At 52.5% G+C, this 26,366-nt stretch carries 31 protein-coding genes; 14 read left to right on the top strand and 17 right to left on the bottom strand.

What is annotated here, in order from left to right:
- Positions 1–6: 6 nt before the first annotated feature.
- The 11 genes from mgtE to HNQ57_RS11945 form a co-directional block, all read right to left on the bottom strand.
- Positions 7–1,365 carry a magnesium transporter gene (gene mgtE, locus HNQ57_RS11995; RefSeq protein WP_008251644.1) on the bottom strand — a complete coding sequence of 453 codons (1,359 nt, stop codon included), beginning with the start codon at positions 1,363–1,365 and terminating at the stop codon, positions 7–9.
- A gap of 109 nt (positions 1,366–1,474) precedes the next feature.
- Entirely contained in the window at positions 1,475–1,744 is a 270-nt protein-coding gene (locus tag HNQ57_RS11990) for an HPr family phosphocarrier protein (RefSeq protein ID WP_184463265.1), read from the bottom strand.
- Positions 1,745–1,754: 10 nt separating this feature from the next.
- Positions 1,755–2,612 (bottom strand): RNase adapter RapZ, encoded by an 858-nt coding sequence (gene rapZ, locus HNQ57_RS11985; protein WP_184463263.1) that lies wholly within the window; start codon positions 2,610–2,612, stop codon positions 1,755–1,757.
- Entirely contained in the window at positions 2,612–3,061 is a 450-nt protein-coding gene (locus tag HNQ57_RS11980) for a PTS sugar transporter subunit IIA (protein WP_184463260.1), read from the bottom strand. Before HNQ57_RS11980 ends, rapZ begins: the two co-directional genes overlap by 1 nt.
- 33 nt (positions 3,062–3,094) lie before the next feature.
- Positions 3,095–3,382, bottom strand: coding sequence for a ribosome hibernation-promoting factor, HPF/YfiA family (gene hpf / locus HNQ57_RS11975; RefSeq protein ID WP_008251637.1), 288 nt, complete (start codon positions 3,380–3,382; stop codon positions 3,095–3,097).
- An 81-nt stretch (positions 3,383–3,463) separates the two neighbouring features.
- A complete protein-coding gene (locus HNQ57_RS11970; protein WP_184463258.1) occupies positions 3,464–4,960 on the bottom strand; it encodes an RNA polymerase factor sigma-54 in 1,497 nt (498 codons plus the stop codon).
- 142 nt (positions 4,961–5,102) lie between these two features.
- Positions 5,103–5,828 carry an LPS export ABC transporter ATP-binding protein gene (gene lptB / locus HNQ57_RS11965; protein ID WP_184463256.1) on the bottom strand — a complete coding sequence of 242 codons (726 nt, stop codon included), beginning with the start codon at positions 5,826–5,828 and terminating at the stop codon, positions 5,103–5,105.
- Between the two features lie 2 nt (positions 5,829–5,830).
- Positions 5,831–6,409 carry a lipopolysaccharide transport periplasmic protein LptA gene (gene lptA, locus HNQ57_RS11960; RefSeq protein WP_184463254.1) on the bottom strand — a complete coding sequence of 193 codons (579 nt, stop codon included), beginning with the start codon at positions 6,407–6,409 and terminating at the stop codon, positions 5,831–5,833.
- A complete protein-coding gene (gene lptC, locus HNQ57_RS11955; RefSeq protein ID WP_184463252.1) occupies positions 6,396–6,962 on the bottom strand; it encodes an LPS export ABC transporter periplasmic protein LptC in 567 nt (188 codons plus the stop codon). The genes lptA and lptC overlap by 14 nt, the downstream gene beginning before the upstream one ends.
- Before the next feature lies 1 nt (position 6,963).
- Positions 6,964–7,485 carry a KdsC family phosphatase gene (locus HNQ57_RS11950; protein WP_184463251.1) on the bottom strand — a complete coding sequence of 174 codons (522 nt, stop codon included), beginning with the start codon at positions 7,483–7,485 and terminating at the stop codon, positions 6,964–6,966.
- A 14-nt stretch (positions 7,486–7,499) separates the two neighbouring features.
- On the bottom strand, positions 7,500–8,474 hold the full coding sequence (locus tag HNQ57_RS11945) for a KpsF/GutQ family sugar-phosphate isomerase (protein ID WP_184463249.1): 975 nt from the start codon (positions 8,472–8,474) through the stop codon (positions 7,500–7,502).
- Positions 8,475–8,666: 192 nt separating this feature from the next.
- Between HNQ57_RS11945 and HNQ57_RS11940 the strand changes: the two genes are divergently transcribed.
- From HNQ57_RS11940 to hisC, 6 genes are all read left to right on the top strand, one after another.
- Positions 8,667–9,341 carry an MlaC/ttg2D family ABC transporter substrate-binding protein gene (locus tag HNQ57_RS11940; protein ID WP_184463247.1) on the top strand — a complete coding sequence of 225 codons (675 nt, stop codon included), beginning with the start codon at positions 8,667–8,669 and terminating at the stop codon, positions 9,339–9,341.
- A 119-nt stretch (positions 9,342–9,460) separates the two neighbouring features.
- Entirely contained in the window at positions 9,461–9,694 is a 234-nt protein-coding gene (locus HNQ57_RS11935; protein WP_008251626.1) for a BolA family protein, read from the top strand.
- A gap of 27 nt (positions 9,695–9,721) precedes the next feature.
- On the top strand, positions 9,722–10,987 hold the full coding sequence (gene murA, locus HNQ57_RS11930) for a UDP-N-acetylglucosamine 1-carboxyvinyltransferase (protein ID WP_184463244.1): 1,266 nt from the start codon (positions 9,722–9,724) through the stop codon (positions 10,985–10,987).
- Positions 10,988–11,013: 26 nt separating this feature from the next.
- Entirely contained in the window at positions 11,014–11,670 is a 657-nt protein-coding gene (hisG, locus tag HNQ57_RS11925) for an ATP phosphoribosyltransferase (RefSeq protein WP_184463242.1), read from the top strand.
- Entirely contained in the window at positions 11,670–13,001 is a 1,332-nt protein-coding gene (gene hisD / locus HNQ57_RS11920; RefSeq protein ID WP_184463241.1) for a histidinol dehydrogenase, read from the top strand. Before hisG ends, hisD begins: the two co-directional genes overlap by 1 nt.
- Positions 12,998–14,065 carry a histidinol-phosphate transaminase gene (gene hisC, locus HNQ57_RS11915; protein ID WP_184463240.1) on the top strand — a complete coding sequence of 356 codons (1,068 nt, stop codon included), beginning with the start codon at positions 12,998–13,000 and terminating at the stop codon, positions 14,063–14,065. The genes hisD and hisC overlap by 4 nt, the downstream gene beginning before the upstream one ends.
- Before the next feature lie 35 nt (positions 14,066–14,100).
- Here hisC and HNQ57_RS11910 read toward each other — a convergent pair whose 3' ends face one another.
- Complete coding sequence (locus HNQ57_RS11910) at positions 14,101–15,144, bottom strand: trypsin-like peptidase domain-containing protein (RefSeq protein ID WP_221301689.1); 1,044 nt, start codon at positions 15,142–15,144, stop codon at positions 14,101–14,103.
- Between the two features lie 105 nt (positions 15,145–15,249).
- Between HNQ57_RS11910 and HNQ57_RS11905 the strand changes: the two genes are divergently transcribed.
- The gene (locus HNQ57_RS11905; protein WP_226968342.1) at positions 15,250–16,011 is read left to right on the top strand and encodes a Nif3-like dinuclear metal center hexameric protein; all 762 of its coding nucleotides are present in this window, start codon (positions 15,250–15,252) and stop codon (positions 16,009–16,011) included.
- Between the two features lie 66 nt (positions 16,012–16,077).
- Here HNQ57_RS11905 and HNQ57_RS11900 read toward each other — a convergent pair whose 3' ends face one another.
- A complete protein-coding gene (locus HNQ57_RS11900; RefSeq protein WP_008251613.1) occupies positions 16,078–16,554 on the bottom strand; it encodes a Z-ring associated ZapG family protein in 477 nt (158 codons plus the stop codon).
- A 148-nt stretch (positions 16,555–16,702) separates the two neighbouring features.
- On the opposite strand from HNQ57_RS11900, the gene zapE reads away from it, so the two are divergent.
- The 7 genes from zapE to HNQ57_RS11865 all read left to right on the top strand — a co-directional run bounded on the left by zapE (position 16,703) and on the right by HNQ57_RS11865 (position 22,824).
- Complete coding sequence (zapE, locus tag HNQ57_RS11895; protein WP_184463238.1) at positions 16,703–17,800, top strand: cell division protein ZapE; 1,098 nt, start codon at positions 16,703–16,705, stop codon at positions 17,798–17,800.
- Between the two features lie 110 nt (positions 17,801–17,910).
- A complete protein-coding gene (gene rplM, locus HNQ57_RS11890) occupies positions 17,911–18,339 on the top strand; it encodes a 50S ribosomal protein L13 (RefSeq protein ID WP_008251607.1) in 429 nt (142 codons plus the stop codon).
- Between the two features lie 12 nt (positions 18,340–18,351).
- The gene (gene rpsI / locus HNQ57_RS11885) at positions 18,352–18,744 is read left to right on the top strand and encodes a 30S ribosomal protein S9 (RefSeq protein ID WP_184463237.1); all 393 of its coding nucleotides are present in this window, start codon (positions 18,352–18,354) and stop codon (positions 18,742–18,744) included.
- Between the two features lie 238 nt (positions 18,745–18,982).
- Positions 18,983–19,579: a ubiquinol-cytochrome c reductase iron-sulfur subunit gene (petA, locus tag HNQ57_RS11880; RefSeq protein ID WP_184463236.1), complete on the top strand. Its 597-nt coding sequence runs from the start codon at positions 18,983–18,985 to the stop codon at positions 19,577–19,579.
- On the top strand, positions 19,579–21,636 hold the full coding sequence (locus HNQ57_RS11875) for a ubiquinol-cytochrome c reductase (protein WP_184463234.1): 2,058 nt from the start codon (positions 19,579–19,581) through the stop codon (positions 21,634–21,636). Before petA ends, HNQ57_RS11875 begins: the two co-directional genes overlap by 1 nt.
- A gap of 109 nt (positions 21,637–21,745) precedes the next feature.
- Complete coding sequence (locus HNQ57_RS11870; protein ID WP_008251603.1) at positions 21,746–22,393, top strand: glutathione S-transferase N-terminal domain-containing protein; 648 nt, start codon at positions 21,746–21,748, stop codon at positions 22,391–22,393.
- A gap of 17 nt (positions 22,394–22,410) precedes the next feature.
- A complete protein-coding gene (locus HNQ57_RS11865; protein WP_184463231.1) occupies positions 22,411–22,824 on the top strand; it encodes a ClpXP protease specificity-enhancing factor in 414 nt (137 codons plus the stop codon).
- Between the two features lie 47 nt (positions 22,825–22,871).
- On the opposite strand, the gene HNQ57_RS11860 is transcribed toward HNQ57_RS11865, so the two are convergent.
- Genes HNQ57_RS11860 through HNQ57_RS11845 form a run of 4 tightly spaced genes read right to left on the bottom strand, consistent with a single transcriptional unit; the run spans position 22,872 to position 26,334 of the window.
- Positions 22,872–23,444 carry a BON domain-containing protein gene (locus HNQ57_RS11860; protein ID WP_184463230.1) on the bottom strand — a complete coding sequence of 191 codons (573 nt, stop codon included), beginning with the start codon at positions 23,442–23,444 and terminating at the stop codon, positions 22,872–22,874.
- Entirely contained in the window at positions 23,441–24,031 is a 591-nt protein-coding gene (locus HNQ57_RS11855; protein WP_184463228.1) for a D-sedoheptulose-7-phosphate isomerase, read from the bottom strand. Before HNQ57_RS11855 ends, HNQ57_RS11860 begins: the two co-directional genes overlap by 4 nt.
- Positions 24,032–24,043: 12 nt before the next feature.
- Positions 24,044–24,427, bottom strand: coding sequence for a YraN family protein (locus HNQ57_RS11850; protein ID WP_184463226.1), 384 nt, complete (start codon positions 24,425–24,427; stop codon positions 24,044–24,046).
- Complete coding sequence (locus HNQ57_RS11845) at positions 24,427–26,334, bottom strand: penicillin-binding protein activator (RefSeq protein WP_184463224.1); 1,908 nt, start codon at positions 26,332–26,334, stop codon at positions 24,427–24,429. Before HNQ57_RS11845 ends, HNQ57_RS11850 begins: the two co-directional genes overlap by 1 nt.
- Positions 26,335–26,366 lie beyond the last annotated feature (32 nt).

Below are 26,366 nucleotides of genomic sequence, written 5' to 3'. Positions count from 1 at the left end.
TTGCTATTAAGCGTAAAAATAGGTTGCTAGGCCGAGAAAGGACATAAAGCCGATAACATCGGTAACAGTGGTAAGTACTACGCCGCCAGCGAGGGCGGGGTCAATATTTAGGGATTTCATCGCCAGCGGCAGAACAGCTCCCGCTAGCGCGGCGGTAATTAAATTAATAATCATGGCGGCGGCAATAATGCCGCCCATCAGTGGATCACCGAACCAAACGGTAGTGGCACCCGCTACGATCAAGGCCCAAAGCCCGCCGTTAATTGCGCCGACCATGATCTCGCGGTTAATGAGCCAGCGACTATTGTCTTTGCTGATATGGCCCAATGCCATACCCCTTATCACCACCGTTAAGGTTTGGGTGCCAGCGACGCCACCCATACTGGCCACAATCGGCATGAGTACGGCCAGCGCCACTACTTTTTCAATGGTGGCTTCAAATAAGTTGATAACACCGGAGGCAATAAAGGCGGTAAGTAAATTGATGCCCAGCCATATGGCCCGGCGCGGTGCGGTGCTCCATACGGCGGCGAAGGTGTCTTCGTCTTCATCCAAGCCCGCCATACTCATCAGGGAGTGATCGGACTCTTCGCGAATAACGTCGACCACGTCATCGATGGTGATACGACCGAGCAATAGGCTGTCTTCGCCAATGACGGGGGCAGAGACCCAGTCGTGGCGGGCGAAAAGAGTGGCGACTTCTTTCGACGACATACTGGCAGAGATCGGCTCTACCTCGGTGTCCATAATTTCCCGCACGGTCACGCTGGGGTCAGACACCAGCAGTTTGCGCAGCGACAGTATGCCGATGTACTGGTCGTTGCGGTTGACGACGATCAGGCTGTCGGTCATCTCTGGCAGACTCTCGTGGCGGCGCAAATAGCGCATCGCGACGTCGAGGGTGATGTTGGGCCGCACGGTAATCGTGTCGGTGTTCATCAAACCGCCAGCAGTGTCCTCGTCGAAGGACAATACGTGTTCTACGCGCAGACGATCCTGGTGGTCCATCGATTCCAGAACTTCGCGAATAACGCGGTCTGGCAATTGCTGGAGAATGTCGGCGATGTCGTCGGCTTCGAGACCTTCGGTGATGGCCGCGACTTCTTCGGCGTCCATTTGCCGTAGGAATTGGCTTTGGACTTCGTCATTGAGGTGTTGAAGGATGTCGCCTTCATTCTCAGAGTCGATAAGCTGCCACAAAACACTGCGGATTTTGTGCGGCGTTGATTCAATTAAGTGGGCGGCGTCTGCGGGGGGCAGGCCGTTTAGCATGCGGCGAATTTGCAGAAACCCGCCAGAACCCAAGGCGTCGTTAAGGGTTTTGAGTTGGCTCTCGGATTGTAGCTTGTCTGCAGTCTGGGCCATACCTATCCCTAGCCTGAGCCGTGGTGGATTTGTGAACTATCTTGGCAATTATCCTTGAAAGCGCGGCGCGCAACAATCCACTAGCTAATTTCAGATGAAATAAAGTTTCTTACTCACCCTCACCAAAGCGTTGATTTATCAGGTCTTGTATTGCGGTCAAGGCCGCCGTCTCGTCGTTTCCTTCGCAGCGAACGTGAATGTCGCTGCCTTTTCCGGCGGCGAGCATCATCACCGACATAATACTTTTGCCATCGACACTTTTGTCGCCGATGCGAAGCGTGATAATCGAGCTATACGCACCTGTGGTGGCAACGAGTTTGGCGGCAGCGCGGGCGTGCAAACCGAGCTTATTGATGATTTTGAGTTCTGCTTCGACCATCGTGTCGTCTCTAATTCTGGAGTTCGCGATGGCGAACTTGTAAGTCTGGGTAGGCGCTACGCATGGCCTCTGCCAAGGATTCAACCATATATACTGAGCGATGTTGACCACCGGTGCAACCAATCGCAATGGTGAAATAACTGCGATTGCTGGCTTCAATTTTGGGTAGCCAAGTTTGCAGGTATTGCAGTATATCGTGATGCATTAATTGCACGTCAGACTGCTTGGCGAGAAAGTCCTGCACGGCTTGGTCTCGACCTGTCAGGCTGCGTAAATTATCTTGCCAGTGGGGGTTGGGCAGCATACGCAGATCATAGACAAGGTCGGCATCAATCGGTAGGCCGCGCTTAAAACCAAAAGACTTAAGCTGCACCGCAAGACGGCTGGCGTCGACACCGAGAATACGGTCGCGAATCGCCGCGCGGAGTTCGTGTACCGTCATGTCACTGCTGTCGATGGCCAGCGAGGCTTCAACCACAATGGGTTCCAGTAAACGAGACTCCAGTTTAATGGCATCGGCCAGTGGCAGCGAATCGGTGGTTAACGGGTGGCGACGACGAGTTTCACTAAAACGTTTGATAAGTTTGTCGTCACCGGCGTCGAGAAAGACGATTCGCAGGTGGGCGTATTGTTTGACCTGATCGCACAGGCTTTTGAAGCGCGCGAGGCCATCTTGGGCGTTGCGGGCGTCGATGCACACGGCGACGTGCTGGTGCACTTTCAGTGGACTTAGTGATAGTTCACGAACCAATTCGGGTAATAGAGATACGGGTAAATTATCAATGGCATAGAAGCCTTCATCTTCCAGTTGATGCAGGGCGGTGCTTTTACCCGAACCCGAGCGCCCGCTTAGGATGATGAGTTCCATTAGCTTTGTAGCGCTCGCTCAAAGAGGGCTTGGTCAGACGTGGCGCTGCGCAGCTCACTGCGAAAACTTTCTTCATTGAAGGCCGTGGCGAGCGCACCTAATACTTTAAGGTGCTCGTCGTGGGCTTCTGCCGGAACGATAAGGGCAAACACCAAGTCGACGGGCTGGTCGTCTACCGCTTCGAAATCGATGGCTTGGTCGAGTTTGAGTAGCATGCCGGTGATGGCGGTGCAGCGGCTACTGCGGCAGTGCGGGATTGCTACCCCATGGCCGATGCCAGTGCTGCCAAGGCGCTCTCTGGCAAGTAATTCGTTAAATAATTCATCGGCGTCAAATTCGCTGTTGTCAGCGCTAATGCCAGCCGAAATAAATTCGAGAAGTCGTTTTTTACTGGTAATGGACGCACCGCTATGGGTGCGTCCTAAGGTAAGAATGGAATTGAGTATCATGGTTTCTTGCAACAGTCGGTTAGGTCGGGGGCTTTAGCGGCCCAGGGTTTTTTCTTTGTGTTTAATTAATTGTCTATCGAGTTTGTCGGTCAGGCTGTCGATCGCCGCGTACATATCCTCTGATTCGCAGGTCGCAAATAGGTCGGCGCCGGCGACGTGCACGGTGGCCTCGGCTTTTTGGATCAGCTTTTCTACTGACAGGGTGACGTCGGTATTGGTGATGTTGTCAAAATGTCGTTGAAGTTTGCCGAGCTTGGTATTGACGTAATCGCGAAGAGACGGGGTAACATCAACGTGGTGACCACTAACAGTAATCTGCATATTTTGCTCCTTCATCGCTGAAAATAACTAGCGCCTCACGGCGCGTGTATGACGACAATGACCGTAACAGGGGCACTGCCACTATACCAGTCGTTTCCGCTCGTTTGAGGGCGGAATAACCAGTGATTCTCGATATTTTGCAATGGTGCGGCGGGCAACCTGAATGCCTTGCTCGCCGAGTAAGTCGGTAATTTTACTGTCGCTTAGCGGTTTACGGGGGTTTTCTGCCGCCACCAGTTTTTTAATTAACGCGCGAATAGCGGTCGATGAACATTCGCCGCCGGTGTCAGTAGATACATGACTGGAAAAGAAGAATTTAAGCTCAAAAATGCCTCTTGGTGTGTGCATGTATTTTTGGGTTGTCACCCGCGAAATCGTGGATTCGTGCATGCCAACGGCTTCGGCAATATCGTGTAAAACCAGCGGCTTCATGGCTTCTTCGCCGTATTCTAAAAAGCCGCGCTGGTATTCAACAATTTTGGTCGCGACTTTCATTAGGGTTTCATTGCGGCTGAGTAGGCTTTTGATAAACCAGCGCGCTTCTTGCAAATTGTCGCGGATATAGTCGTTATCACTGCTATTGCTGCTCTTTCTGGCCAGTGCCGCGTAATGTGCGTTAATTTGAATTTTGGGTGCAATATCAGGGTTCAGCTCCACCAGCCAGCGATCTTCTTTTTTGCTAACAAACACATCGGGGACCACATATTCAGTTTCGTCGGCGCCAATGCTGTCACCCGGTGTGGGGTTGAGCGATTGCACCAGTTTTATAATGTCGCGAAGCTGATCTTCTTTTAAGCGGCAGCGGCGCATTATCTGGTTATAGTCGCGATTGCCCAATTGCGCCATATATTGGCTCACGACAAGGCGCGCTTCTTCAGCTAAATAGGTGTCGGCGGGTAATTGCTTGAGCTGAATCAATAAACACTCTTGCAAGTCGCGGGCGGCCACGCCCGGTGGATCAAATTGCTGAATAAGGTGTAAAACGGCGTTGAATTCTTCGATTTCGATTTCGTCACTGGCAAAGCCTTCGACAAGTTCTTCTGCGCTGACCGTTAACCTGCCATTGTCATCGATGGCGTCGATGATGGCGTCGGCAATTAAGCGATCAATATCGGATAGGCGACTGAGGTTGAGCTGCCAGCGTAAATGGTCTTGTAGGGAGTCTGCGCTGGAGTTGCGATAGTCATTGCTGTAGTCGTTGTCTTCAGCTCCCGAACCGCTGCCGGAGCCGCTGCTAGTGCCGCTGGTTTGGTATACGTCGTCCCACTGGCTATCGACCGGGAGGTCGTCAGGGATGTCACTGCGTTCGGCCCACTCGGTGTCGGCCTCGGGCTGCGGAGCTTCGGTCTCTTGGTCGCTGCTTTTCTCTGCTTTTTTTGGTTCGGCGGACGTGGGCTCGGTATTGACTTCAAAATCGTCGTTGTCATCACTGATTTCAAGCAGTGGATTGGAGTCCAATGCCGACTGTATTTCTTGTTGGAGATCGAGGGTGGAGAGTTGTAATAAGCGAATCGCCTGTTGCAGCTGAGGTGTCATGGTCAGGCTTTGACCGACTTTGAGCTGTAGCGATTGTTTCATAGGCAGCGGCTTCTACAACGGAGTGATGGCAACACGAGTAATAGGTTTTACTCTACCGGCAATAATTATGCCTCACTCTCAGTGTAGTCGGGACAATCATCTCCTGCAATACCTGTGCCGACTCATTTGCTCATTGCATAACTTATAAGGTAAATTTATCGCCCAGGTAAATATCACGAACAATCTGATTACTTAATACGGTGTTGGCGTCCCCTTCGGCAACAATACGGCCTTCGCCAACGATATAGGCTTTGTCGCAAATATCGAGGGTTTCTCTGACGTTGTGGTCGGTGATGAGTACGCCGATCCCCCGCGCCTGCAGGTGCTTTACAATATTTTGAATGTCGTTCACCGAGATTGGATCGACCCCTGCAAAGGGCTCGTCAAGGAGTATGAAACTGGGCTCGGTGGCCAGTGCGCGGGCAATTTCAACTCGGCGGCGCTCACCGCCAGACAGTGCCATGCCCATGGATTTGCGAATATGGGTAATGTGAAACTCTTGAAGTAATGCCTCTAATTTTTCCTTGCGTTGCGCGCGGTTGAGATCTTTTCGGGTCTCGAGGATGGCCATAATATTATCGGCGACGGTCAGTTTGCGAAAAATCGACGCTTCCTGTGGCAAATAGCCCACTCCGTTTTTTGCGCGGCCATTAATTGATAGTTTGGTTAGGTCGCGGTCATCGAGGCGGATCGTGCCTCGGTCGGCATTAACGATGCCGACAATCATATAAAAACAGGTGGTTTTGCCCGCGCCATTGGGGCCGAGTAGGCCGACAATTTCGCCGCTGCTGATGGTGAGTGACACATCTTTGATGATTTCGCGGCCCTTGTAGGCCTTGGCGAGATTGCTGGCTTGCAGAACTGGCATGGTTAGCGCGATTCTCCGCTGGGGGCGTTGTCAGGGATGGGCTTGGTCGTCGTGTTGTTGGCGTCACCGCCAGGCAGCTCGCTGTCAGGGATTGCTTGGGGTTGGAGGGTCATTTTCACCCGATTCTCTTTTTCTGTGGTGCCGCCGTCGGCCACCACCATCTGCTTGCGGCCACTGTACACGACGCGGTCGCCGGAAATTTTGGAGCCTTGGTGGGTAATCGAGGCATTCTTTTGGAGAAGAATCTCCTCTTGTGCCAAGCTGTATTCAATGCGCTGGGCGCTGGCGATTACGACCCCCTCTTCGGCCCTGGGCTGTTGTTCAAAGTAGGCGGGACTGCCCTCGGCAATCACTTTTTCAACTTTTCGGTTTGACTCAATAATAGTCAGTTTGTCGGCGCGGATCTTGAGCGAGCCCTGACTCATACTGACGTTACCGATATAAACACCTTGGTTATTTTCGTAAATTGCCCTATCGGAACTCAGATTGATGGCTTGTTTGCGGTCATCGGGCAAGCTCAGTGCAGCGCTGCAAACGCTCAAGGTAAGCGTGGTGGCAAGCGCGGCTTTAAATAGGGTCATAATGGCCTTTAACCTGATCAAGGAGTTCAACACGTTCATTTTTCATGCTGGCTTTCATGCCTAGCGAGTGGGTTTTGCCATTGCGCAATGACAGGGTCAAGGGCTGGTCAGTGCTCACTTCGCTGCTCTCTAGATTTATTCGCAGTAATTCGGTCGTTATTTGCGCCTGCCGGATTAAATCTTTTACTAGTACGGTGTCGAGCAGGGTTAATTGTTCGCCGTCTTGGGATAGCTTGCCGGTCTTAGCGCTGGCCGTCCACGGTCGCTGGTCTGCGATATTGCCGATATAAAAGGGGTCTTGCAATGAAATTGAGCCATCTGATATTAATCGCTCCGCGCTGCTTGCTCGCCATTTATAGGCGATTTCGCCATCGCGGCTGTATTTGATGCCGTCGACTTGGGTGAGGTGAGAGTCGGCATCGGGAACCGCCTCAAAACGCTCAACAATGCTCAGCTTACCGCTTTCACTGAATTGCGTTAGGTAGACAATAATACCGGCCATGGCGGTGATGGCCGACAGCACGGAGAAGACAGTGAATTTGATTTGCTTCATGTCAGAGGTATTGTTCCAACGCGCTATTGAGCTTGCCTTGAGCGGTAAGGATTAGCTCGCAGACTTCGCGAATAGCGCCGCTGCCGCCGGCGGCGCGGGTTTGCCAGTCGGCGTGGCGAGCGACAAACTCGTGGCCATTGGCAACAGTAATCCCTAGTCCAGCTTTGCGGATAGCAGAAAGATCGGGTAGATCGTCACCAACGTAGGCAATTTCACTCATTTCAAGCCCGAGATCAGCGCGCAGCTCCTCTAAAGCGACGAGTTTGTCCTCGCGGCCTTGATAAATTAGCTCTATTTTGAGTTCACCGGCGCGACGCTTAACCAGTTCTGAGCAGCGGCCAGTGATAATGGCGGGTCTAATACCCGCATCGCGGAGTAATTTAATGCCGAGACCGTCAAGAATGCTAAATGCTTTCATCTCCTCGCCACTATTGCCAAAGTACAGGCTGCCGTTGGTCAACACGCCATCGACATCCATGGCCAAGAGTTTGATGGTTTTTGCTTTCTCAATAACGCTGTTCATGGTGTTGCGGGTTCCTAAGCAACGCCTGCTTTGAGCAGGTCGTGAGTGTGGATGACGCCGACGGGTTGGCCGTCTTCATTGACGGCGACCAATACCGTAATTTTATTGTCTTCCATGATGCGCAGCGCTTCAGCGGCCATGGTGCCGGGTTTAATGGTGCGGCAATTGCGGGTCATAATGTCATCGATGGGACACTTATGTATATCAATACCGCGATCAATGGCCCTGCGCAGGTCGCCGTCGGTGAAGATGCCGGCGAGTACACCAGCTTGGTCAACCACGGTGGTCATGCCTAGTGTTTTACTGCTCATTTCCAGTAGTGCGCCACTGAGTGCACTGCCTAAGCTAATTTTGGGGATGCTGTCGCCGGTGTGCATAATACTGTCGATTTTTAGGATCAGTCTGCGGCCCAGTGCGCCACCGGGGTGAGATAGGGCGAAGTCATTGGCGGTAAAGCCTCTCGCTTCTAATAGGGCTATCGCGAGCGCATCCCCCATCACCAAGGTGACGGTGGTGCTGGAGGTCGGTGCGAGATTTAATGGGCAGGCCTCTTCTGCCACGCCGACGTTTAAATGCACGTCCGCGGTGGTGGCGAGTTCTGAGTTCGGATTACCGGTTAAGGCAATCACGGGGACGGCCAGTAACTTAAGCAGTGGCAGAATAGTGATTAATTCGCCGGTGGTGCCGGAGTTGGAGAGCGCAATCACGACATCGCCAGCGGTGATCATACCCAAATCGCCGTGACTCGCTTCGCCGGGGTGAACAAAAAAGGCCGGCGTTCCGGTGCTGGCAAGAGTGGCTGCAATTTTATTGCCGATGTGCCCCGACTTGCCCATGCCGGTAACCACGACGCGGCCTTTACAGCCCATTAAAATGTCGCAGGCTTGGCTGAAGCTCTCGTCTATGCGGTCGGCGAGGATGGCAACGGCATCGCGTTCCATGCGGATAACGCGCAGCGCTGAGCTGGTATATGATGTGCTTTTGGTCACGAGGGATTACCTGAATTATTGAAATTGCCCGTTAAGCGGGGGCTAATGTTAGCTATGATAATTTCCAATGTGACAAAATAACAGGATTAGCTGACCTCCGATGCGGGAGACATTTCCGTAAAAGAGGGTCGAAGCTAGCAGTTAGCAGTGTTGTGCCGTGTTTGTGCGGTTAAAAATTATTGAGGGAATGATATGTTTAAGCGAATTTTACTGGCGGCATTTATGGCTGTTAGTCTGTCAGCGCAGGTATCTGCGGCGCAGAAGGGCCCCTACGAAGTGGTGGCTGATACTACGCAAGAGTTGGTTAAAGTTATCGAAGGGGCGCGCAGCTATGTCGATAAAGATCCTGAGCGTTTTACGGGTGAAGTGCGCCGGATAATGGATGACGTTGTGGATTTTCAGAGCTTCGCGCGGGGCATTATGGGTAAATATGGCAGCCGCGGTTATTACGAGAGCCTGAAAACCGATGCTGAGCGGGCTAAATTTCGTGACCGGGTGATGCGTTTTACCAATAACTTTAAAGACGGCTTAATAAATACCTACGCTAAAGGCCTGCTTGGTTTTAATGGCAATCGTATCGAAGTGCTGCCGCTAGCCGACGACGCCGATTTGTCGGGTAGCGTTGGTGTTCGCCAAAACATTTATGGTGAGCGCGCCAAGCCCTATCAAGTTATGTATACCCTTCGCCAAGGCTCTGACGGCAGTTGGAAGCTGCGCAATGTGGTTATAGAAGGCTTGAACTTAGGTCGCATTTATCAGAATCAGTTTGATGCTGCGGTTAAGCAGTATAATGGTGATATTGATAAGGTTATTGCCAATTGGACGGTTGCCCCGCAAGCGGTGATGGAAGAGCAGGCGGCAAAATAATTTGGTGTCTTAATGGCGACGGATGAATGCGCGTTTAGGTATTCGTCTCGCCATGTTGACCGCAATTGCGTACAATTCCGCGCTTGATATCGCAAGTGAAGAATACAGGTAGAATTGTCATGCAAACAGACCATATCGAACAGCGCCTTTCAGAGCACTTTCCCGAGAGTGACGTGGCTGTTAGCGGCGACGGCAGTCATTTTGATGTTCGGGTTGTGAGTGCCGCATTTGCTGGCTTGCGCGCTGTTAAGCGCCAGCAATTGGTTTATGCTGCAGTCAACGATTGGATACGCGACGGTTCACTCCACGCCATTAATATTAAAGCTATTACCCCCGAGGAAGCCCAAGCCTGAGGCTGACGGGACTTTCCAGGAGATTTCATGGATAAGTTGCTTATACGCGGCTGCGGCCCTTTGGCCGGAGAGATTCGCGTGTCCGGTTCTAAAAATGCGGCGCTGCCGATTCTTGCCGCCACCTTGCTGTCCAGTGAGCCGGTATTGATCCGCAATCTCCCGCACTTGCACGACGTAACCACCATGATTGCGCTGCTGCGCAGCATGGGTACCGAACTCATTGTTGATGAGCGGCTGGGCGTTGAAATCAATGGTTCTACGACCACTAAAACTACCGCACCCTATGAGCTCGTGAAAACTATGCGGGCATCGATATTGGTGCTGGGGCCTTTATTGGCGCACTTCGGTCACGCCAAGGTGTCTTTTCCCGGTGGTTGCGCGATTGGTAGCCGGCCAGTCGACCAGCATTTGCGTGGCTTTGAGGCGATGGGCGCTATCATCGATATCGACGAAGGTTACATCACTGCGCGGGCACCTGAGGGCGGTTTGAAAGGCGCTCATGTTCTGTTTGATATGGTTACCGTTGGTGGTACTGAGAACGTGATGATGGCGGCGGCGCTGGCTAAGGGCCGCACCGTGCTAGAAAACGCCGCGCGCGAGCCGGAAATTGTCGATTTGGCACATTGTCTGATCGCCATGGGTGCCAAGATAACTGGTCATGGCACGGCGACCATTACTATCGATGGTGTCGAACGTCTTAACGGCTGTACCTACTCCGTGATGCCTGACCGTATTGAAGCGGGAACCTATTTGGTGGCGGCAGCGGCGAGTCGCGGTTCGATCCGGCTGCGAGATATTGGTCCCGAAACGCTGGAAGCGGTATTGGTTAAATTGGAAGAAGCGGGTGCTAAGATCGAAAGCGGCGCCGATTGGATTACACTTGATATGGAAGGTCGCCAGCCCAAGGCAGTGAATATAAAGACGATGCCATATCCGGGGTTTCCTACCGATATGCAGGCTCAGTTCACCGCGATGAATACCGTGGCTGACGGGGTGTCTCATGTTACTGAGACAATTTTTGAAAATCGCTTAATTCAAACCCATGAAATGAACCGTATGGGCGCGAAAATCACCATTGAAGGTAATACCGCGATGATTAAAGGTATTGACCGCCTCAAGGGTGCACCGGTGATGGCCAGTGATTTGCGCGCCTCGGCGAGCCTTGTTATTGCTGGTTTGGTGGCAGATGGCGAAACCTTAGTCGATCGTATTTATCATATTGATCGCGGCTATGAATGTATTGAGGAGAAATTCCTCGCCCTCGGCGCCGATATTCGCCGGGTTGCTAACTAGAATTTATCAGTTCCTGGAGTTTACCTGTGGATCAGCCGGTTACTATCGCCCTTACCAAAGGGCGTATTCTTAAAGAAACCCTGCCCCTGCTTGCCGAAGCCGGCATTGTGCCGCTTGAGGATATTAGCAGCAGTCGCAAGCTGATTTTTGAAACCAATCACGCCCATATTCAGCTTATTGTGATTCGTGGCACCGACGTGCCGACCTACGTGAAATTGGGCTCGGCAGATATCGGTGTGGCTGGTAAAGATATGTTGCTGGAGCTGGGCGCGGTGGATATGTACGAGCCGCTAGACTTAAACATCGCCCGCTGCCGCTTAATGACAGCGGGTCGGGTTGGCGAAGTGCTGCCCCATGGTCGGGTGCGGGTCGCCACTAAATTTGTGAATGTCGCCCGTCGCCACTTTGCGGAGCGTGGTGTCCAGGTAGAGCTGATTAAGCTTTATGGTGCTATGGAGTTGGCGCCCCTGATGAATCTGGCTGATTTAATTGTCGATATTGTTGATACCGGTAATACCTTGCGGGCTAATGGCATGGAGCCGCGGGATATGATTGCCGATGTTAGCTCGCGCTTGGTGGTTAATAAGGCCGCAATGAAGCGGAAGCACCACAGTATTCAGGATATCATCGGCAAATTAACTGCGGCTGTGGAGGCTCGTCAAGCTGCATCGGAGACTGTGTAATGGCAGATATTATTCGGCGCATGAAGTCTGCTGATGCGGGGTTTGATGCTGCGCTGACCGCATTGCTCAACTGGGAAGCCACCACAAACCCTACCGTTTCAAATACGGTGGCGGGGGTTTTGGCGGCTATTCGCCGTGACGGCGATACTGCGTTGCTCGGCTATACCAAGCAGTTTGACGGCGTAAATGCAGATACAGCTGCCGAGCTGGAAATTCCTCAGGCGCGATTGCAGGCGGCTTTGCTTTCGATACCCACCGAGGTGCGTGAGGCTTTAGAAAAAGCCGCCGAGCGCATTCGCAGCTATCACCAGCACCAGCGTCAGGAGTCGTGGTCTTATACCGAGGCTGATGGCACCGTGCTGGGTCAGCAAATCACCCCACTTGAGCGAGTTGGTCTCTACGTGCCGGGTGGAAAAGCGACCTATCCTTCATCAGTATTAATGAATGCGATTCCCGCCAAAGTGGCGGGGGTGGATGAGTTGATTATGGTGTCGCCCACCCCCAAGGGCTTTGTTAACGACATGGTTTTGGCGGCTGCTGCGATTGCCGGTGTTGATCGGGTATTTACCATTGGTGGGGCGCAAGCCGTTGGCGCGTTAGCCTATGGCACTGAGACCATCCCAAAAGTCGATAAAATTGTCGGTCCCGGCAATATCTATGTGGCCACCGCAAAGCGCCAAGTATTTGGCAGTGTTGGGCTGGATATGATTGCAGGCCCCTCGGAAATACTCGTGATCTGCGACGGTAAAACCGACCCCGACTGGATCGCCATGGATTTGTTTTCTCAGGCGGAGCACGACGAAGATGCGCAATCTATATTATTAAGTCCTGACGCCGACTTTTTGGACGCGGTTGAAGCGAGTATTGCTAAGTTGTTGCCGACCTCAGCGCGGGCCGACATTATTCGCCAATCCCTCTCTGCGCGGGGTGCCTTGGTTTTGGTAAAAGACCTTGATGAGGCTATTGCACTTAGTAATCGAATTGCGCCGGAACACTTGGAGTTGTCCTTTGATAATGCTCAGGATTGCTTGCCCAAAATTCGTCACGCGGGCGCGATTTTTATGGGCCGCTATACGCCTGAAGCGCTAGGTGATTACTGCGCAGGCCCCAATCACGTTTTGCCAACCTCAGGCACGGCACGATTTTCGTCGCCGCTGGGGGTTTATGACTTCCAAAAGCGCTCATCTATTATTGGCTGTTCAGCGGCGGGCGCTGCAGAGCTTGCCAAAGTGGCCTCGGTGCTGGCGAGAGGGGAATCCTTGACAGCCCATGCCCGCAGTGCGGAATACCGTTTTTTACCAGCGAATGACGCTGGCCAGGAGTCTGTATGAGCCGGTTTTGGAGTCCTTTTGTTAAGGACTTGGTGCCTTATGTTCCTGGCGAGCAGCCCAAGCTACAAAAGCTGACCAAGCTCAATACCAATGAGAACCCCTATGGGCCGTCGCCACAGGCCTTGGCTGCGATACAACAGGGGCTTAACGACGATTTACGCCGCTACCCTGATCCCAATAGCGATCAGCTTAAGGCGGCAATTGCCGACTATCATGGCGTTGATAGCGCGCAAGTGTTTGTTGGTAATGGCTCGGATGAAGTGCTCGCGCATATTTTTCACGGCTTATTTCAGCATGGCAAACCGCTGCTGTTTCCAGATATTACCTACAGCTTTTACCCGGTTTACTGCGGTTTATACGGCATTCCTTTTGAGGCGATTCCACTCGACGCGTCTTTTCAAATTAGGGTTAGTGATTACACTGGTATGAAGGGGGGGATTATTTTCCCCAACCCCAATGCCCCTACCGGGTGTTTCTTACCACTGGCGGAAATAGAGCGGCTATTGGCAGTGAATACCGAAACTGTGGTGGTGATTGATGAAGCCTATGTGGATTTCGGTGGCGAATCGGCCATTAGTTTAGTGAATCACTATCCGAATTTACTGGTTACTCAGACCCTGTCGAAGTCGCGCTCATTGGCGGGATTGCGAGTGGGCTTTGCGGTAGGTCACCCTGATTTGATTGAAGCCTTAGATCGGATTAAAAATAGCTTTAACTCTTATCCCCTCGATCGCCTAGCTCAGCTTGGCGCGACGGCGTCTTTTGCCGATCAGGCCTATTTTGAGCAGTGTCAGCAGGCGGTAATCACCGAGCGCGAAAATCTGGTGCAGCATTTGGCCGCCTTAGATTTTGAGGTGCTGCCGTCTCTCGCTAATTTTGTGTTTTGTCGGCACCGCAGCCGCGATGCCGCGGAGCTGGCGGCAGGGCTGCGCGAAGATGGTGTTATTGTTCGTCATTTTAAGCAGACCCGCGTAGCGCAATATTTGCGTATTACCGTGGGTCGCCCCGAAGAGAGTGCGGTGTTATTTGAATCGCTCCAACGGGTTCTCGGTACGACGCGCTAAGCATCACGTAATTAGCTTAGCTGCCGAGAAGTGCTTTAACTATTGGGGCGTTCGGCGACTTGGGTCACTATCGTGAGCAGCTCCTCGCCCCGCAATAAGCCGATCCGCACTTGCTGGCCGGGGCGGGTATAGGTGATTAGCTTCATTCCAGCGTGGCCATCGCCAACTTGTTCGCCATTAATTTCAGTGAGAATATCGCCGACTTTTAAGCCGGCTTTTTCGGCTGGGCCGCTACTCGCTAAGGCCGTGATAATGACGCCATTGGTGCCAAGCCCGACTGGCTGCACTTCTATTCCCAGCCAGCCCCGCAGCGGGCGGCCGTAAGTAATTAAGTCGCTCATGGTGCGTAGGGCGAGGTCGGTGGGGATGGCCAGGCCTATGCCGGTGGAGCCGCCGCTCTGAGTGTAAATGGCGGTATTGATACCCAGTAAGCGTCCTTTGGTGTCAATGAGGGCGCCGCCAGAGTTGCCGGGGTTGATGGCGGCATCGGTCTGAATATAGTTTTCGAACTGACTCAGGCCAAGCCCGTAGCGTCCGGTGGCACTGACAATGCCTTGGGTAACGGTTTGGCCGAAACCGTAGGGGTTGCCGATGGCGAGAACGATATTGCCGACCCGGATTTTGCTGGGGTCGCCAATCGTGATGCTGGTGAGATTGCCGAGGTCTATTTTGAGCACGGCGAGGTCAGTGTCGGCGTCACTGCCGATTACGCTGGCGAGCGCTTGGCGGCCGTCGTGGAGCAGGACTAAAATTTCATCAGCGCCGTTAATGACGTGGTAGTTTGTTAGTAGGTAACCGGCATCACTGACAATAACGCCGGAACCCAAACTGCGCTCTAGCTGTTGTTTGGCTTTGCCGTTGCGTTTAAAAAAATGTTTGAATAGTGGGTCGTTGGCTAGCGGGTGGCGTTGTTGCACGACCTTGGTGGTGTAGATGTTGGCTACCGCTGGCGCGGCATGCTCTACCGCATACACATAATCGCGGTCGCGTTGACTGGGCAGGTAGGCGAGTATGCACAGGCCCAGTAATACCCCGCAAAGCGTTGGCCAGATCAGGGTTTTGGGGTTGGGCAGATTCAAAAGCTGATCCTCGCGATGCACTAAATTGGCCGTTTTGGCTAGGCTAAACTGCTGGCGTGCTAGCCTAGCATGATTTACGCCGTTTTCGAATTTCTGGGAGCTTGTATGAGTGTTTCATTGTCTGCTTTGCTTGCCGCTGCAGATGGCCTGTTGGCGCCGCACAATTTTAATGATTATTGCCCCAATGGCCTGCAGGTGGCGGGGCGCCCTGAGGTACACCGTATTGTGTCGGGGGTGACAGCGTCCCAAGCCTTGATTGAAGCAGCGATTGAGGCGCGGGCGGATGCCATTATTGTGCATCACGGCTATTTTTGGCGGGGTGAAGATCCCTGCGTGGTCGGTATGAAGCGCCGTCGCCTTGGCTTGTTGTTGACACATGATATCAGCTTGATTGCTTACCACTTGCCGTTAGATGCGCATCCCGAATTGGGGAATAATGTTCAGCTGGCTAATCAGCTGGGTATTACGGTTGAGGGCGGCCTGGAGCCGGGTAATCCTCGCTCGGTCGGTAATGTTGGCGTGTTGGCGGCGCCGCAATCAGCGCAGGATTTTGCCGACCACGTTGCTAGGGTATTGGGGCGGCGTCCACTATTGGAGTTGGGTCATGATCGGCCGATTCAGCGCATCGGCTGGTGTACCGGCGCGGCACAATCTTATATTGAAAAAGCGGCGGCGCTGGGGCTGGATGCTTTTCTCAGTGGCGAGGTGTCGGAACCGACGATTTTAGCGGCGCGGGAGCTGGGTATTACCTATATTGGTGCCGGTCACCACGCGACCGAGCGGTATGGTGTGCAGGCTTTGGCTGGGGCGCTGGCTGCGCAATTCAATTTGCAGCACGAGTTTATCGATATTGATAATCCCGCTTAGCGGGTGCGCGCTGGTTTGTCTGTGGGGGCAGCGGTGACCCCAGCGTTGTTGCTGGGGCGCGGCGTGCTAGAGGTGCGGTGCGAGTGGCGGGTCGATATGATCTTTGGGTTTTTTCTCAGAGTCCATGCCGAACTCTTCGTGAAGCGCGCCTTTTTTGCCGGGTTGGCGTGGTGCGTAGTCCAGCGGTGGAGCTGAAGGCGTGGCCTTGGTGGATTTGCTCTCTAGTACTGGACGGCCTTCAGGGAGCGCTTGTAGCGGGCTGATACCGGATGCGTGTAAGTTTTGAGCGCCTTCTACGATATGGTTATGGACGCTGCGGTAGCTTTCAGCGAGTTCATTTAGGAGTTCACCCGTGCGGTCAAAATGGGTGCTGACCTGCTGTTGATACTCTTGCTGCTGCTGCTGCATTTCGCCGAACTGCTTTTCTAGCGCCGCGCGATTTTGCTGCTCAGGCTTTAATCGCCCTAGGATGAAGTAGCCGATGGCGGCGCCACTGAGTAGGCAGATGATGGCAACGGTGATCAGGGTGCTTAGGTCTTGCACAGAAACTCCTCCGGTGAGTCGACGTGTATGTCACTCTTGTAGCCCCAAGTATAACTGCTCAGGCGATTGGGTTCAGTATGCCCAGATAAAAAATTGCCAATTCGTGGTTGGGTCGGTAAAGTTGCGCCGACTTAACGAGGGCCTTTATATGGCTACCCCATTACAGCGATATCGACGAGATCTTGAACAGGCTGATTTTTCCTACGATCCAGCTCAAGAGCACGCTGTTACATGTTTGCAGCGTTTGTATGATGACTTGCTTGCCCAGCCTGCGCCTGGCGCGGCGGGGCTGTGGGCGCGCTTGACACGGCGCCCCCCAGTCGTTGCAGAGATAAAAGGTTTGTATTTTTGGGGTGGTGTGGGTCGTGGTAAGACCTATTTGATGGATACCTTTTTCGACACTCTGCCTTTTGAGAATAAACTGCGAGCGCATTTTCACCGCTTTATGCAGCGGGTTCATAAAGAATTGAAATCCCTTTCGGGTGAAAAGAATCCCTTGGTGATTGTGGCTGATCGTATCGCCGATGAAGCGCGGGTAATTTGCTTTGACGAATTTTTTGTCTCAGATATTACCGATGCAATGATTTTGGCGGGATTGTTTGAACGCCTGTTCGAGCGCGGCGTGGTCTTGGTGGCCACGTCGAATATTATCCCTGATGGTTTGTATAAAGACGGTTTGCAGCGCGCGCGCTTCTTGCCCGCCATTGCGCTTATTAATACGCGTACTGAAATTGTTAACGTCGATGGTGGTGTCGATTACCGCCTGCGGGCCTTGGAGCAAGCTGAGTTGTATTACCAGCCATTAGGTGATGCGGCTGAGCAGAGTTTGATGCGCAGCTTTCAGCGTTTGGCGCCAGAGGCGGCGACCGCTGATCAGGGGCTGGATATTGAAGGGCGCCAGATACAGGCCCGCTATGTTGCGGACGACGTGGCGTGGTTTGATTTTGATGAGCTCTGTGACGGCCCTCGCAGCCAATATGATTATATTGAATTGGCGAGGGTGTTTCATGCGGTGGTGATTAGCAATGTGCCGCAAATGGGCGCGGGCCGTGACGATCAGGCGCGGCGCTTCATTAATTTGATTGATGAATTTTACGATCGCAACGTTAAATTGGTTTTGTCGGCTGCAGTATCGCTAGAGAATCTGTATACTGGCGGCCGGTTGGATTTTGAGTTTGAGCGGACTCAGAGTCGGCTTCTGGAAATGCAGTCTGAGGATTACCTCGGGCAAGAGCACCGTCCATGACGGTGTTTGGCGCTATTCATTCAGAAAAGCAAACATTCCGCTTGAAAAACCTGTGGCGCTTATGTAGTATTCGCGCTCTTTGTTCGGTACGGGCCCTATAGGCGAGACACATGAAAACCTTAAGCGCAAAACCCAGTGACGTAATACATGACTGGTACGTAGTAGACGCCGCCGAAAAAACATTGGGTCGTTTGGCCAGTGAAATTGCGCATCGTTTGCGCGGTAAGCATAAGCCTGAATACACGCCTCATGTTGATACTGGCGATTATATCGTTGTTGTTAATGCGGAAAAGATTCGCGTTACCGGCAATAAAGCAAGTGGTAAGATCTATCATCACCACACCGGTTATCCGGGTGGATTGAAGTCGATGAGCTTCGAGAAGTTGATCGAGAAAGCCCCCGAGCGCGTGATCCAGGGAGCGGTAAAGGGTATGTTGCCCAAAAACCCGCTGGGTCGTGCTATGTTTAAAAAATTGAAAGTCTACGCTGGTACTGAGCATCCACATACCGCTCAGCAGCCAGTTGAACTGAATATCTAACGGAAGCGTAATATGTCAGCCACCCAGTATTACGGTACAGGTCGCCGTAAAACCTCGTCAGCCCGTGTATTCCTGAAAGCAGGAACCGGCGCTATTTCAGTAAACGATCGCACTCTTGACCAGTACTTTGGTCGTGAAGTGGCGCGTATGATCGTTCGTCAGCCGTTAGAGCTGGTCGAAATGTCTGAAAAGTTTGATATTTTGGTGACCGTCGCAGGTGGTGGTAGTTTCGGCCAAGCCGGTGCGATTCGCCATGGCATCACGCGCGCTCTGATGGAATACGACGAAGGTCTACGCGGCAGTCTGCGTAAAGCAGGTTTCGTAACCCGCGACTCACGCGAAGTTGAGCGTAAGAAAGTCGGTCTGCGTAAAGCTCGTAAGAAGCCACAATTCTCCAAGCGTTAACCGCTACGGCCTCTGGCCTGTGGAGACTGCCCATTGCGGCTTTCGGAAAACGCCCACGAGCTGCGATGTGGGCGTTTTTTTTTGCCTGAACAAAGTTCTGTACCCAGATCTTTGTAGAGCATAATTATTGTCAGAATGGGTCAAGTTCATTAGTATTTGGCCCATTTGGAATTTTAGAGTGGGTTCTGCTCATCTAGCGGGGCCAGCCTGACTTTTCGTATGTTATGGGGGAATCGTCATGAGTAATGACGGCGTAAATACAGGGCGTCGACGTTTCCTGACGGCCGCAACTTCTGTTGTTGGTGCCGCCGGGGCCGTTGGTATAGCAACGCCATTTGTGGGTTCTTGGAATCCAAGTGCTAAAGCTAAGGCTGCTGGTGCGCCAGTAAAGGCCGATATCAGTAAGCTTGAGCCAGGTCAGATGGTTGTTGTGGAGTGGCGTGGTAAGCCTGTGTATGTGGTGCGTCGCACCCAAGAGCAGATTACGGGCCTGAAAGAGCTTGGCCAATACCTAAAAGATCCTGAGTCTAGCGGTTCCGATCAGCCTGAATATGTCGACGTTGCGACCCGCTCAATTCGACCAGAATATATGGTTCTCGTTGGCTTGTGTACGCATCTCGGTTGCGCGCCAAAGCATCACCCTGAAGTGGGCGTGCCAGATCTCGGCGGCAAATCTTGGTTGGGCGGCTTCTTTTGCCCCTGTCACGGTTCGCGTTTCGACTTGGCTGGCCGTGTCTATCAGGGTTCACCTGCGTCTCAAAACCTCATTGTTCCTCCTTATTCCTTTGAAGGCGACAGTGTGCTTGTTATCGGTATTGATCAGGGGGCTGCGTAATGGTCAAAATGTTAGTGGGTTTGCGCGACTGGGTTGATGCCCGTCTGCCAATCATGCGTGCGTGGGATACCCATATGGGTAAATACTACGCGCCAAAAAACTTTAATTTCTGGTATTTCTTTGGTGTCTTGTCGCTGGTCGTGCTGGTTAATCAGCTGCTGACCGGTGTATGGCTAACCATGAGCTTTACCCCCAGCTCTGAAGAAGCCTTCAACTCCGTTGAATACATCATGCGTGATGTCGACTTCGGGTGGATGATCCGCTATATGCACTCCACTGGCGCCTCGGCGTTTTTTGTCGTGGTCTACCTGCATATGTTCCGCGGCCTGATCTACGGTTCTTACCAAAAGCCCCGTGAATTGATCTGGGTTTTCGGCATGTTCATCTTCCTCGCGTTGATGGCTGAAGCGTTTGTTGGATACGTACTGCCTTGGGGGCAAATGTCCTATTGGGGCGCGCAGGTTATTATTTCACTATTTGGTGCAATTCCAGTAGTGGGTGAAGACATTGTGCAGTGGGTTCGCGGCGACTTCCTGATTTCCGGCGTCACCCTAAACCGCTTCTTTGCGCTGCATGTTGTGGCATTGCCGATTATCTTAATCGCGCTGGTTGTTTTGCACTTGTTGGCCTTGCACGAAGTGGGTTCAAACAACCCAGACGGTGTTGAGATCAAGAAGAACAAAGATGCTAACGGTGTACCTTTAGACGGTGTGGCTTTCCACCCTTATTACACTGTGCATGATTTGACGGCGATTGCGGTCTTCTTGTTTGTGTTCTGTGGCATTGTGTTCTTTATGCCAGAGATGGGCGGCTATTTCCTTGAGCACGCTAACTTTGAAATCGCCAATGGTTTGAAAACCCCTGAGCACATTGCGCCAGTTTGGTATTTCACACCTTTCTATTCAGTGCTGCGCGCAGTGCCGGATAAACTGCTGGGCTTTATGGCCTTCGGCGCTTCGGTAGCTATTTTGTTCCTGTTGCCTTGGCTGGATCGCAGTAAGGTGAAGTCGATTCGCTACAAGGGTAATATCAGTAAAGCGGCCATCCTGATTTTTGTGGCTTCTTTCTTGATCCTTGGTGTGCTTGGTGTCAAGGCGCCTACTGAGGCGCGGACCTTATTGGCCCGGATCTGTTCGGTGCTCTACTTCGCTTTCTTCTTGCTGATGCCGTTCTGGACCAAGTGGGAAGCCACTAAGCCAGAGCCAACCCGCACCACCGACGGTGGCATGGGCTTTTGGAAGAGCATGCTAGTGCTGTTGGCTGTAATTCTGTTAACCGTATTGCCGCTTAAAGCTGCTGGTTCGGAGTCGGCGTTTGATTGCGGCACGATGGCCTGTGATCAAATCGACACTGACGTTACTGATTTGCCGTCGCTGCAAAGCGGCGCAGCCACCTATATGAACTACTGCATGGGCTGCCATTCACTGAGCTATGCGCGCTATCAGCGTACTGCTGACGACCTTGGGATTCCGCTAGAATTGTTTGAGGAAAACCTCAAGTTTGATAGCGACGCCAAGATTGGCTCGCTCATGCATAACTCAATGGCCGCTGCCGATGCAAAAAAGTGGTTTGGCGCTGCACCACCGAATTTGACATTGGTGGCGCGCGCTCGTAGTCCCGAGTGGCTATACACTTATTTGCGTACCTTTTATGCAGACCCTTCACGCCCTTATGGGGTGAACAACAAAGTCTTTAAAGATGTGGGTATGCCTCATGTTATGGCCGAGTTGCAGGGGATGCCCGAGTGCGCACCAGGCCCGGTTCATGCTCACAACGGCGGCATATTACGCGACCCGCTAACCGGCGAAAATATTCTGTTTGGTGATGATGGTAAAGCTTTGAACCCCTGCGGTTCATTTAGCTACCAGACTGAGGGCGCCCTGAGCCCTGCTGAGTATGATAAAGTCGTGTATGACTTGGTTAATTTTTTGGAATACGTCGGTGAACCATCGGCTGCGAAAAGCAGACGGATTGGCGTGTATGTTCTGTTATTTATTGCTGTGTTCTTTGTATTTGCCTTCTTGTTGAATCGCGAATATTGGAAAGACGTGCATTAAACCCCTTTGGCTCGCGCGACGTGTCGTGTGAGTTGGAAAGAGTCAGCGGGCGGTTCTATTTGGAGCTGCCCGTTTCTTGTTTTTAGTTTGATAATTTGAGGTGAGATCAATGGGCGTTGTTGCCAAGCGTTCTACCATGACCTTCTTCTCCGACGCAGCAAGTCATTACTGCCATCGGGTGAGAATTGTATTGGCCGAAAAAGGCGTGACTGTTGATATCGTCGATGTGAAGCCGGGCACTCTGCCGGAAGAGGTCGCCGAGCTGAACCCGTATAATTCGCTGCCTACTTTGGTTGATCGCGACTTAGCATTATACGAATCAAAAGTAATGATGGAGTATCTTGACGAGCGCTTTCCGCATCCGCCGCTATTGCCTGTTTATCCAGTAGCCCGTGGTGAGAGTCGTCAGTATATCTACCGTATTGAGCGTGACTGGTGCCGTTTGGTTGATGAGCTGCTGGTCGGTGGCAATCAAAAGAATGCTGAAAAGGCGCGTAAGGAATTGCGGGACAGTTTATTAACTGTAGCCCCTATTTTTGCTGAGAAGCCGTTCTTTATGAGTGATGAATTCACGCTAGTAGACTGCTGCCTGGCGCCGATTCTGTGGCGTTTGCCTCAGCTGGGTGTGGTTATTCCGCAAACCCGCCAATCTAAGCCTTTGTTCGATTATATGGCGAGATTGTTTGAGCGACCTTCTTTTCAGGAAAGTCTGACTGAAAAAGAGCGTGAAAATCGTAGCGAGGCGTCAGTAGCCTAAACCACTGGCTGTATATTATGGCAATGACATCGAGTCGTCCCTATATGATTAGGGCAATTTACGAATGGGTGGTCGACAATGGTTGTACGCCTTACATTCTCGTGAATGCACTTCATGACAGCGTGTTCGTGCCTCAGCAGTATGTGCAAGACGGTCAGATTGTGCTCAATATTTCGCCGTCTGCGGTGGTGGGGTTGCACGTTGGTAATGATTTTCTGACGTTTAGCGGCCGCTTTGGTGGTGTGCCACAGGAAGTGAGTGCGCCAATCTCGGCAATACTGGGTGTCTACGCTAAAGAGAACGGTCAGGGCATGCTCTTTGATGCTGAAGAGCCGGATGTGCCACCCAAGCCGCCGGGGCCTCGGCCGAGTGCAAGTCTCAGTAAGCTGCCGACCGCTAAGGGCAAGCCGAGTTTGAAAGTGGTTAAGTAATATTGAAAAGCCGGCCGGATGTGAATCCAGGCCGGTTTTTTTATGCCTCAATAATACTCAAATACCCGCACAACTTTCTGTACGCCGCTCGTCTCGCTGACGATTTTTGTTGCGACGTCAGACTCCGATTTTGATACTAGCCCCATTAAATAGACAACGCCGTTTTCAGTGACAACCTTGATTTTTGACGCATCAAGTTTGTCGTCGAGGGAGAGTCGGCTTTTGACTTTGGTGCTGATCCAGGCGTCATTGCTGCGCGCTAACATGCTGACGTCAGCACCAATGGCTAGCTCGTTATGAACTTTGCGAACTTTTTTTACTTCATTGGCCACGTCGCCCGCAACGCCGCTCAATCTGCTGTTGGGTACATTGCCTGTTAATAACACGATACCGTTATGGCTGGTCACTGCAATGCGTGCGCTTTGCAGTGCCGGATCAGTTTTTCGGATATTAACAAGTGCCTTTGTTTCAATGATCTCGTCGTCTAAGTAGCTGCCTAGACTCCGGCTGCCAGGATCTTCGGCGATCGGGGTGTCGGTGGTTGCGGTGAGTATCTGAGTGCAGCCGCTGAGCACGCCGATAAGGAGCAGCGGTAGGGCATAGCGTTGAAATTGGATCATGCGTGAGGGTTTCCAAACAGTTGGCTGTCAATGAGTTCACAGATGCTGTGAACGGCGATTAATTGCATTTCTGTGACTCTGGCGCGGTCTTCTACCGGAAAAGCGAGTTCGACATCTTCTGGCGAGAGTAGTGAGCTGGCATCGCCGCCGCTGAGATTACACAGTGACACGACCCGCATGCCACGCTCGTGCGCGGCCTGAATGGCGCGTAAGGTCGCTGTTGAGCCGTTGCCGTAATAGCAAAGTACCAGGCAGTCGCCCGCTTGGCCTAGCGCGCGAATTTGATTGGCATAAATGTCATTGTAACTGGAGTCTACTGCTATTGCGGTAGCGGCGTCCGCGCTGAGCACCATTGCTGGCAGTGCTGGGCGTTCTTGTTGAAAGCTAGTGAGGAGATTGGTGGCCAGGTGGTGGGCGATGAGTCCGCTAGTTCCTTCGCCACAGCAAATAATCTTATGCTCATGCAACATGCTTTCAGCTAGGCATTCACTGGCTTGAACGATCATGTCGCCGAGCGACTCCATAGTGTACATGCAGCTTTCAATGTGGCGATGAAACAGATCTAGTACTTGCTCGGTATTATCCACGGTGTATGTTTCTCACTCCTGAAAAGCGTTGGGAAGCCAATTTAACTGCAGCTCACCACTGTTGCCAGGGCTTGCTTCAATGACATCAAAGCGGCATGGAAGTTCACTGTACTGCTTGGCACCGGCGTTGCAACTAAGGTAGTGGCGGGCGGTGAGAATAATGCGTTGCTGCTTGGCAAAATTTACGGTTTCAGCAGCGCTGCCGTAGTGTGCCGTGCGGCGGTAGCGAACCTCAACAAATACCAGGTGCTGGTCGCTTAGGCAAACAATGTCGATCTCGCCGAAGCGGCAGCTGTAGTTTTTAGCGATGATTTTTAATTTATGCTTTTGCAAATACCGGCATGCTGCCTGTTCGGCGCGCTTGCCGGTATTGGTGGGTCCAAGTTTGGGCCACATTAGGGCAGCTCAGTTTCCGTGGCTGTAATAGGGTTTACCACGGCGATGCCGTTTTGAATTTCGGCTAGTGAGAGTTCTCGCTCTATTTGGCCAAGCATATTTAAGCTCAGGGTGCCGGTTTCGCCGAATACCTGGTTGCGATCGCCATTGCGCAGCTGTTTAAGGCGCAGGTGTAATCGGAAACTGTCTACGCCGAGGGCGTACATCCGTTGGTAGCCGGGGCTGGACGGTATGCCGTTATTAATCGCTTGGCGAATTTCAAGTTCTTCGTTAAAAATCCAAGGAATATCAATAAATCGCACGCCATTGATGTCCTGGTCTTTGGTTGGGGCCTTGCTGCCGCGGTAAATATGCGAGGTAGCATAGACTGGGATGTCCCCTGCGTAGTGGTAGGCCAGTAGTGGCTTTATCGCGCGGCCTTCATTGGGGCGCGCCAGTAAAAAGATAAAGTCGAGGTCGGTGCGCCGGTAGGGCTCGTAGTTAGGTCTAATGCCAATGATTTGTTGCAGGCGTTGTAAGCGCTGTTGGCTTTTGTCGATGTTTAAAATACTTTTAATTTGCTTAGAGTAATTGTTTTTATTTGAGTCGAAGGTTTGGCTGGCGACAATTTGGCCACCTAATTTCTGCCAGCGATCAGTAAAGGCTACGGCCACCTTGTGCCCCCAAGAGCCTTCTGGGGTAATTACCAGTGCGCGCTTGTAACCCTTGGCTAGTGCGATATCGGCAATTTGCGCCGCCTCGTCCTCGGGGTTAAGGCCAAACTGATACAGCCCACTTGGGAAACGCTCGCCGTCTATGCGGTTGAGTGCCAGAGTGGGCAGCGACATTGCTTGAGGGTGGCTGGCAGTTAGCGCGCTAACATGCTCTTTTTCCAGTGGGCCTATGACGAGCTTGTTGCCATCGTTTATTGTCTGTTGATACAGGGCGTTAATGTCGCCACTATTGCTGTCGTACAGCCGAATTTTAGGAACGCCGCCGCCTTGATTTAAGGTCTCGTAATAGGCGGCAAAAAAACCGTCGCGAATGGCTTTGCCGTACGCGGCGAGGCGGCCGGTCACTGGTAAAATAAGGGCGACTTGGTCTGGTCGCTCGACAATCAAGTCGTCTAATTTATCGAGGCCGCCGGGGAGCGAATAGCGTGCCGGGTGCTGGGGCCAGCGCGCTAGCCACGCGTCGCGTTGGCGAACCTGGGCTTCGATATCGCCTTGATTGTCTTTGGCCACGGACGCGAGTTCCAGCCAGCCAAGATAATCCCTATTTCCGGTGCTGCCAATGTGTTCAATCAGGGTCGCGGTGGGAATTTGCATCAGCGACTGCCAAATCGACTCGCGGTTGGCGCCCTGTTGACTGGGGTTGAGCAGTGGATCGATGAAAATCCACTCTCTCGCGGCGGCGAGGTGATCGCCCTCTATTTGAAAGAGGGATGCCCGCAATTGGCTGTATTGCAGTTGCCGGCGTATAGGCGCGTCAATCACCGCGGCTTCGATGAGGGGGTCAGACAGCTCTGCTAGAGCAGCCGAGAACTCGGCGTGGCCTCGGTGCACCCGCGCGCGAATAATGGCAAGGCGCAAGGCTTGCTCCGCGCTTAATTCCGGCGCAATTAACTCGCCAACCACATCATCTGCACGGGCCAGCTCGCCTTCGCGCAGCAGTACTTCGGCCGCGCGGAGCAGTAAATCTGACGCTTCGTCACTATCGAGTGTCGCGGCGTCAAGCAACCATTGCTCCACTAGTTCGGCGTCGGCTGTTGCAGGATTGAATTCGCCACTTTGCTGAGGCGTTGGCCGCGCTGGTACTTGCGGCTGTCGCGCCTCAGGACGGTTGTAAACTGAGATTGGGGGTGGGTTAGATGCACAGCTAGCCAAGAGGCCGCAAGTGAGTGCAAAAGCAAAAGTTCTTGTCTTCATTGATCAGCCATTGTTAGTCTGCGCGGTCATGC

Source organism: Zhongshania antarctica, assembly GCF_014202945.1.
GTDB classification, from domain to species: Bacteria; Pseudomonadota; Gammaproteobacteria; order Pseudomonadales; family Spongiibacteraceae; genus Spongiibacter; species Spongiibacter antarcticus.
The sequence above is the reverse complement of the archived record's forward strand: the minus strand, read 5'-3'. Positions and strand labels throughout refer to the sequence as shown.

Excerpts from the sequence above, each read along its gene's own strand:
- mgtE (WP_008251644.1), bottom strand. The coding sequence starts at position 1,365 with ATGGCCCAGACTGCAGACAAGCTACAATCCGAGAGCCAACTCAAAACC.
- HNQ57_RS11990 (WP_184463265.1), bottom strand. The coding sequence starts at position 1,744 with ATGGTCGAAGCAGAACTCAAAATCATCAATAAGCTCGGTTTGCACGCC.
- rapZ (WP_184463263.1), bottom strand. The coding sequence starts at position 2,612 with ATGGAACTCATCATCCTAAGCGGGCGCTCGGGTTCGGGTAAAAGCACC.
- HNQ57_RS11980 (WP_184463260.1), bottom strand. The coding sequence starts at position 3,061 with ATGATACTCAATTCCATTCTTACCTTAGGACGCACCCATAGCGGTGCG.
- hpf (WP_008251637.1), bottom strand. The coding sequence starts at position 3,382 with ATGCAGATTACTGTTAGTGGTCACCACGTTGATGTTACCCCGTCTCTT.
- HNQ57_RS11970 (WP_184463258.1), bottom strand. The coding sequence starts at position 4,960 with ATGAAACAATCGCTACAGCTCAAAGTCGGTCAAAGCCTGACCATGACA.
- lptB (WP_184463256.1), bottom strand. The coding sequence starts at position 5,828 with ATGCCAGTTCTGCAAGCCAGCAATCTCGCCAAGGCCTACAAGGGCCGC.
- lptA (WP_184463254.1), bottom strand. The coding sequence starts at position 6,409 with ATGACCCTATTTAAAGCCGCGCTTGCCACCACGCTTACCTTGAGCGTT.
- lptC (WP_184463252.1), bottom strand. The coding sequence starts at position 6,962 with ATGAAGCAAATCAAATTCACTGTCTTCTCCGTGCTGTCGGCCATCACC.
- HNQ57_RS11950 (WP_184463251.1), bottom strand. The coding sequence starts at position 7,485 with ATGAACAGCGTTATTGAGAAAGCAAAAACCATCAAACTCTTGGCCATG.
- HNQ57_RS11940 (WP_184463247.1), top strand. The coding sequence starts at position 8,667 with ATGTTTAAGCGAATTTTACTGGCGGCATTTATGGCTGTTAGTCTGTCA.
- HNQ57_RS11935 (WP_008251626.1), top strand. The coding sequence starts at position 9,461 with ATGCAAACAGACCATATCGAACAGCGCCTTTCAGAGCACTTTCCCGAG.
- murA (WP_184463244.1), top strand. The coding sequence starts at position 9,722 with ATGGATAAGTTGCTTATACGCGGCTGCGGCCCTTTGGCCGGAGAGATT.
- hisD (WP_184463241.1), top strand. The coding sequence starts at position 11,670 with ATGGCAGATATTATTCGGCGCATGAAGTCTGCTGATGCGGGGTTTGAT.
- hisC (WP_184463240.1), top strand. The coding sequence starts at position 12,998 with ATGAGCCGGTTTTGGAGTCCTTTTGTTAAGGACTTGGTGCCTTATGTT.
- HNQ57_RS11905 (WP_226968342.1), top strand. The coding sequence starts at position 15,250 with ATGAGTGTTTCATTGTCTGCTTTGCTTGCCGCTGCAGATGGCCTGTTG.
- zapE (WP_184463238.1), top strand. The coding sequence starts at position 16,703 with ATGGCTACCCCATTACAGCGATATCGACGAGATCTTGAACAGGCTGAT.
- rplM (WP_008251607.1), top strand. The coding sequence starts at position 17,911 with ATGAAAACCTTAAGCGCAAAACCCAGTGACGTAATACATGACTGGTAC.
- rpsI (WP_184463237.1), top strand. The coding sequence starts at position 18,352 with ATGTCAGCCACCCAGTATTACGGTACAGGTCGCCGTAAAACCTCGTCA.
- petA (WP_184463236.1), top strand. The coding sequence starts at position 18,983 with ATGAGTAATGACGGCGTAAATACAGGGCGTCGACGTTTCCTGACGGCC.
- HNQ57_RS11875 (WP_184463234.1), top strand. The coding sequence starts at position 19,579 with ATGGTCAAAATGTTAGTGGGTTTGCGCGACTGGGTTGATGCCCGTCTG.
- HNQ57_RS11870 (WP_008251603.1), top strand. The coding sequence starts at position 21,746 with ATGGGCGTTGTTGCCAAGCGTTCTACCATGACCTTCTTCTCCGACGCA.
- HNQ57_RS11865 (WP_184463231.1), top strand. The coding sequence starts at position 22,411 with ATGGCAATGACATCGAGTCGTCCCTATATGATTAGGGCAATTTACGAA.
- HNQ57_RS11860 (WP_184463230.1), bottom strand. The coding sequence starts at position 23,444 with ATGATCCAATTTCAACGCTATGCCCTACCGCTGCTCCTTATCGGCGTG.
- HNQ57_RS11850 (WP_184463226.1), bottom strand. The coding sequence starts at position 24,427 with ATGTGGCCCAAACTTGGACCCACCAATACCGGCAAGCGCGCCGAACAG.
- HNQ57_RS11845 (WP_184463224.1), bottom strand. The coding sequence starts at position 26,334 with ATGAAGACAAGAACTTTTGCTTTTGCACTCACTTGCGGCCTCTTGGCT.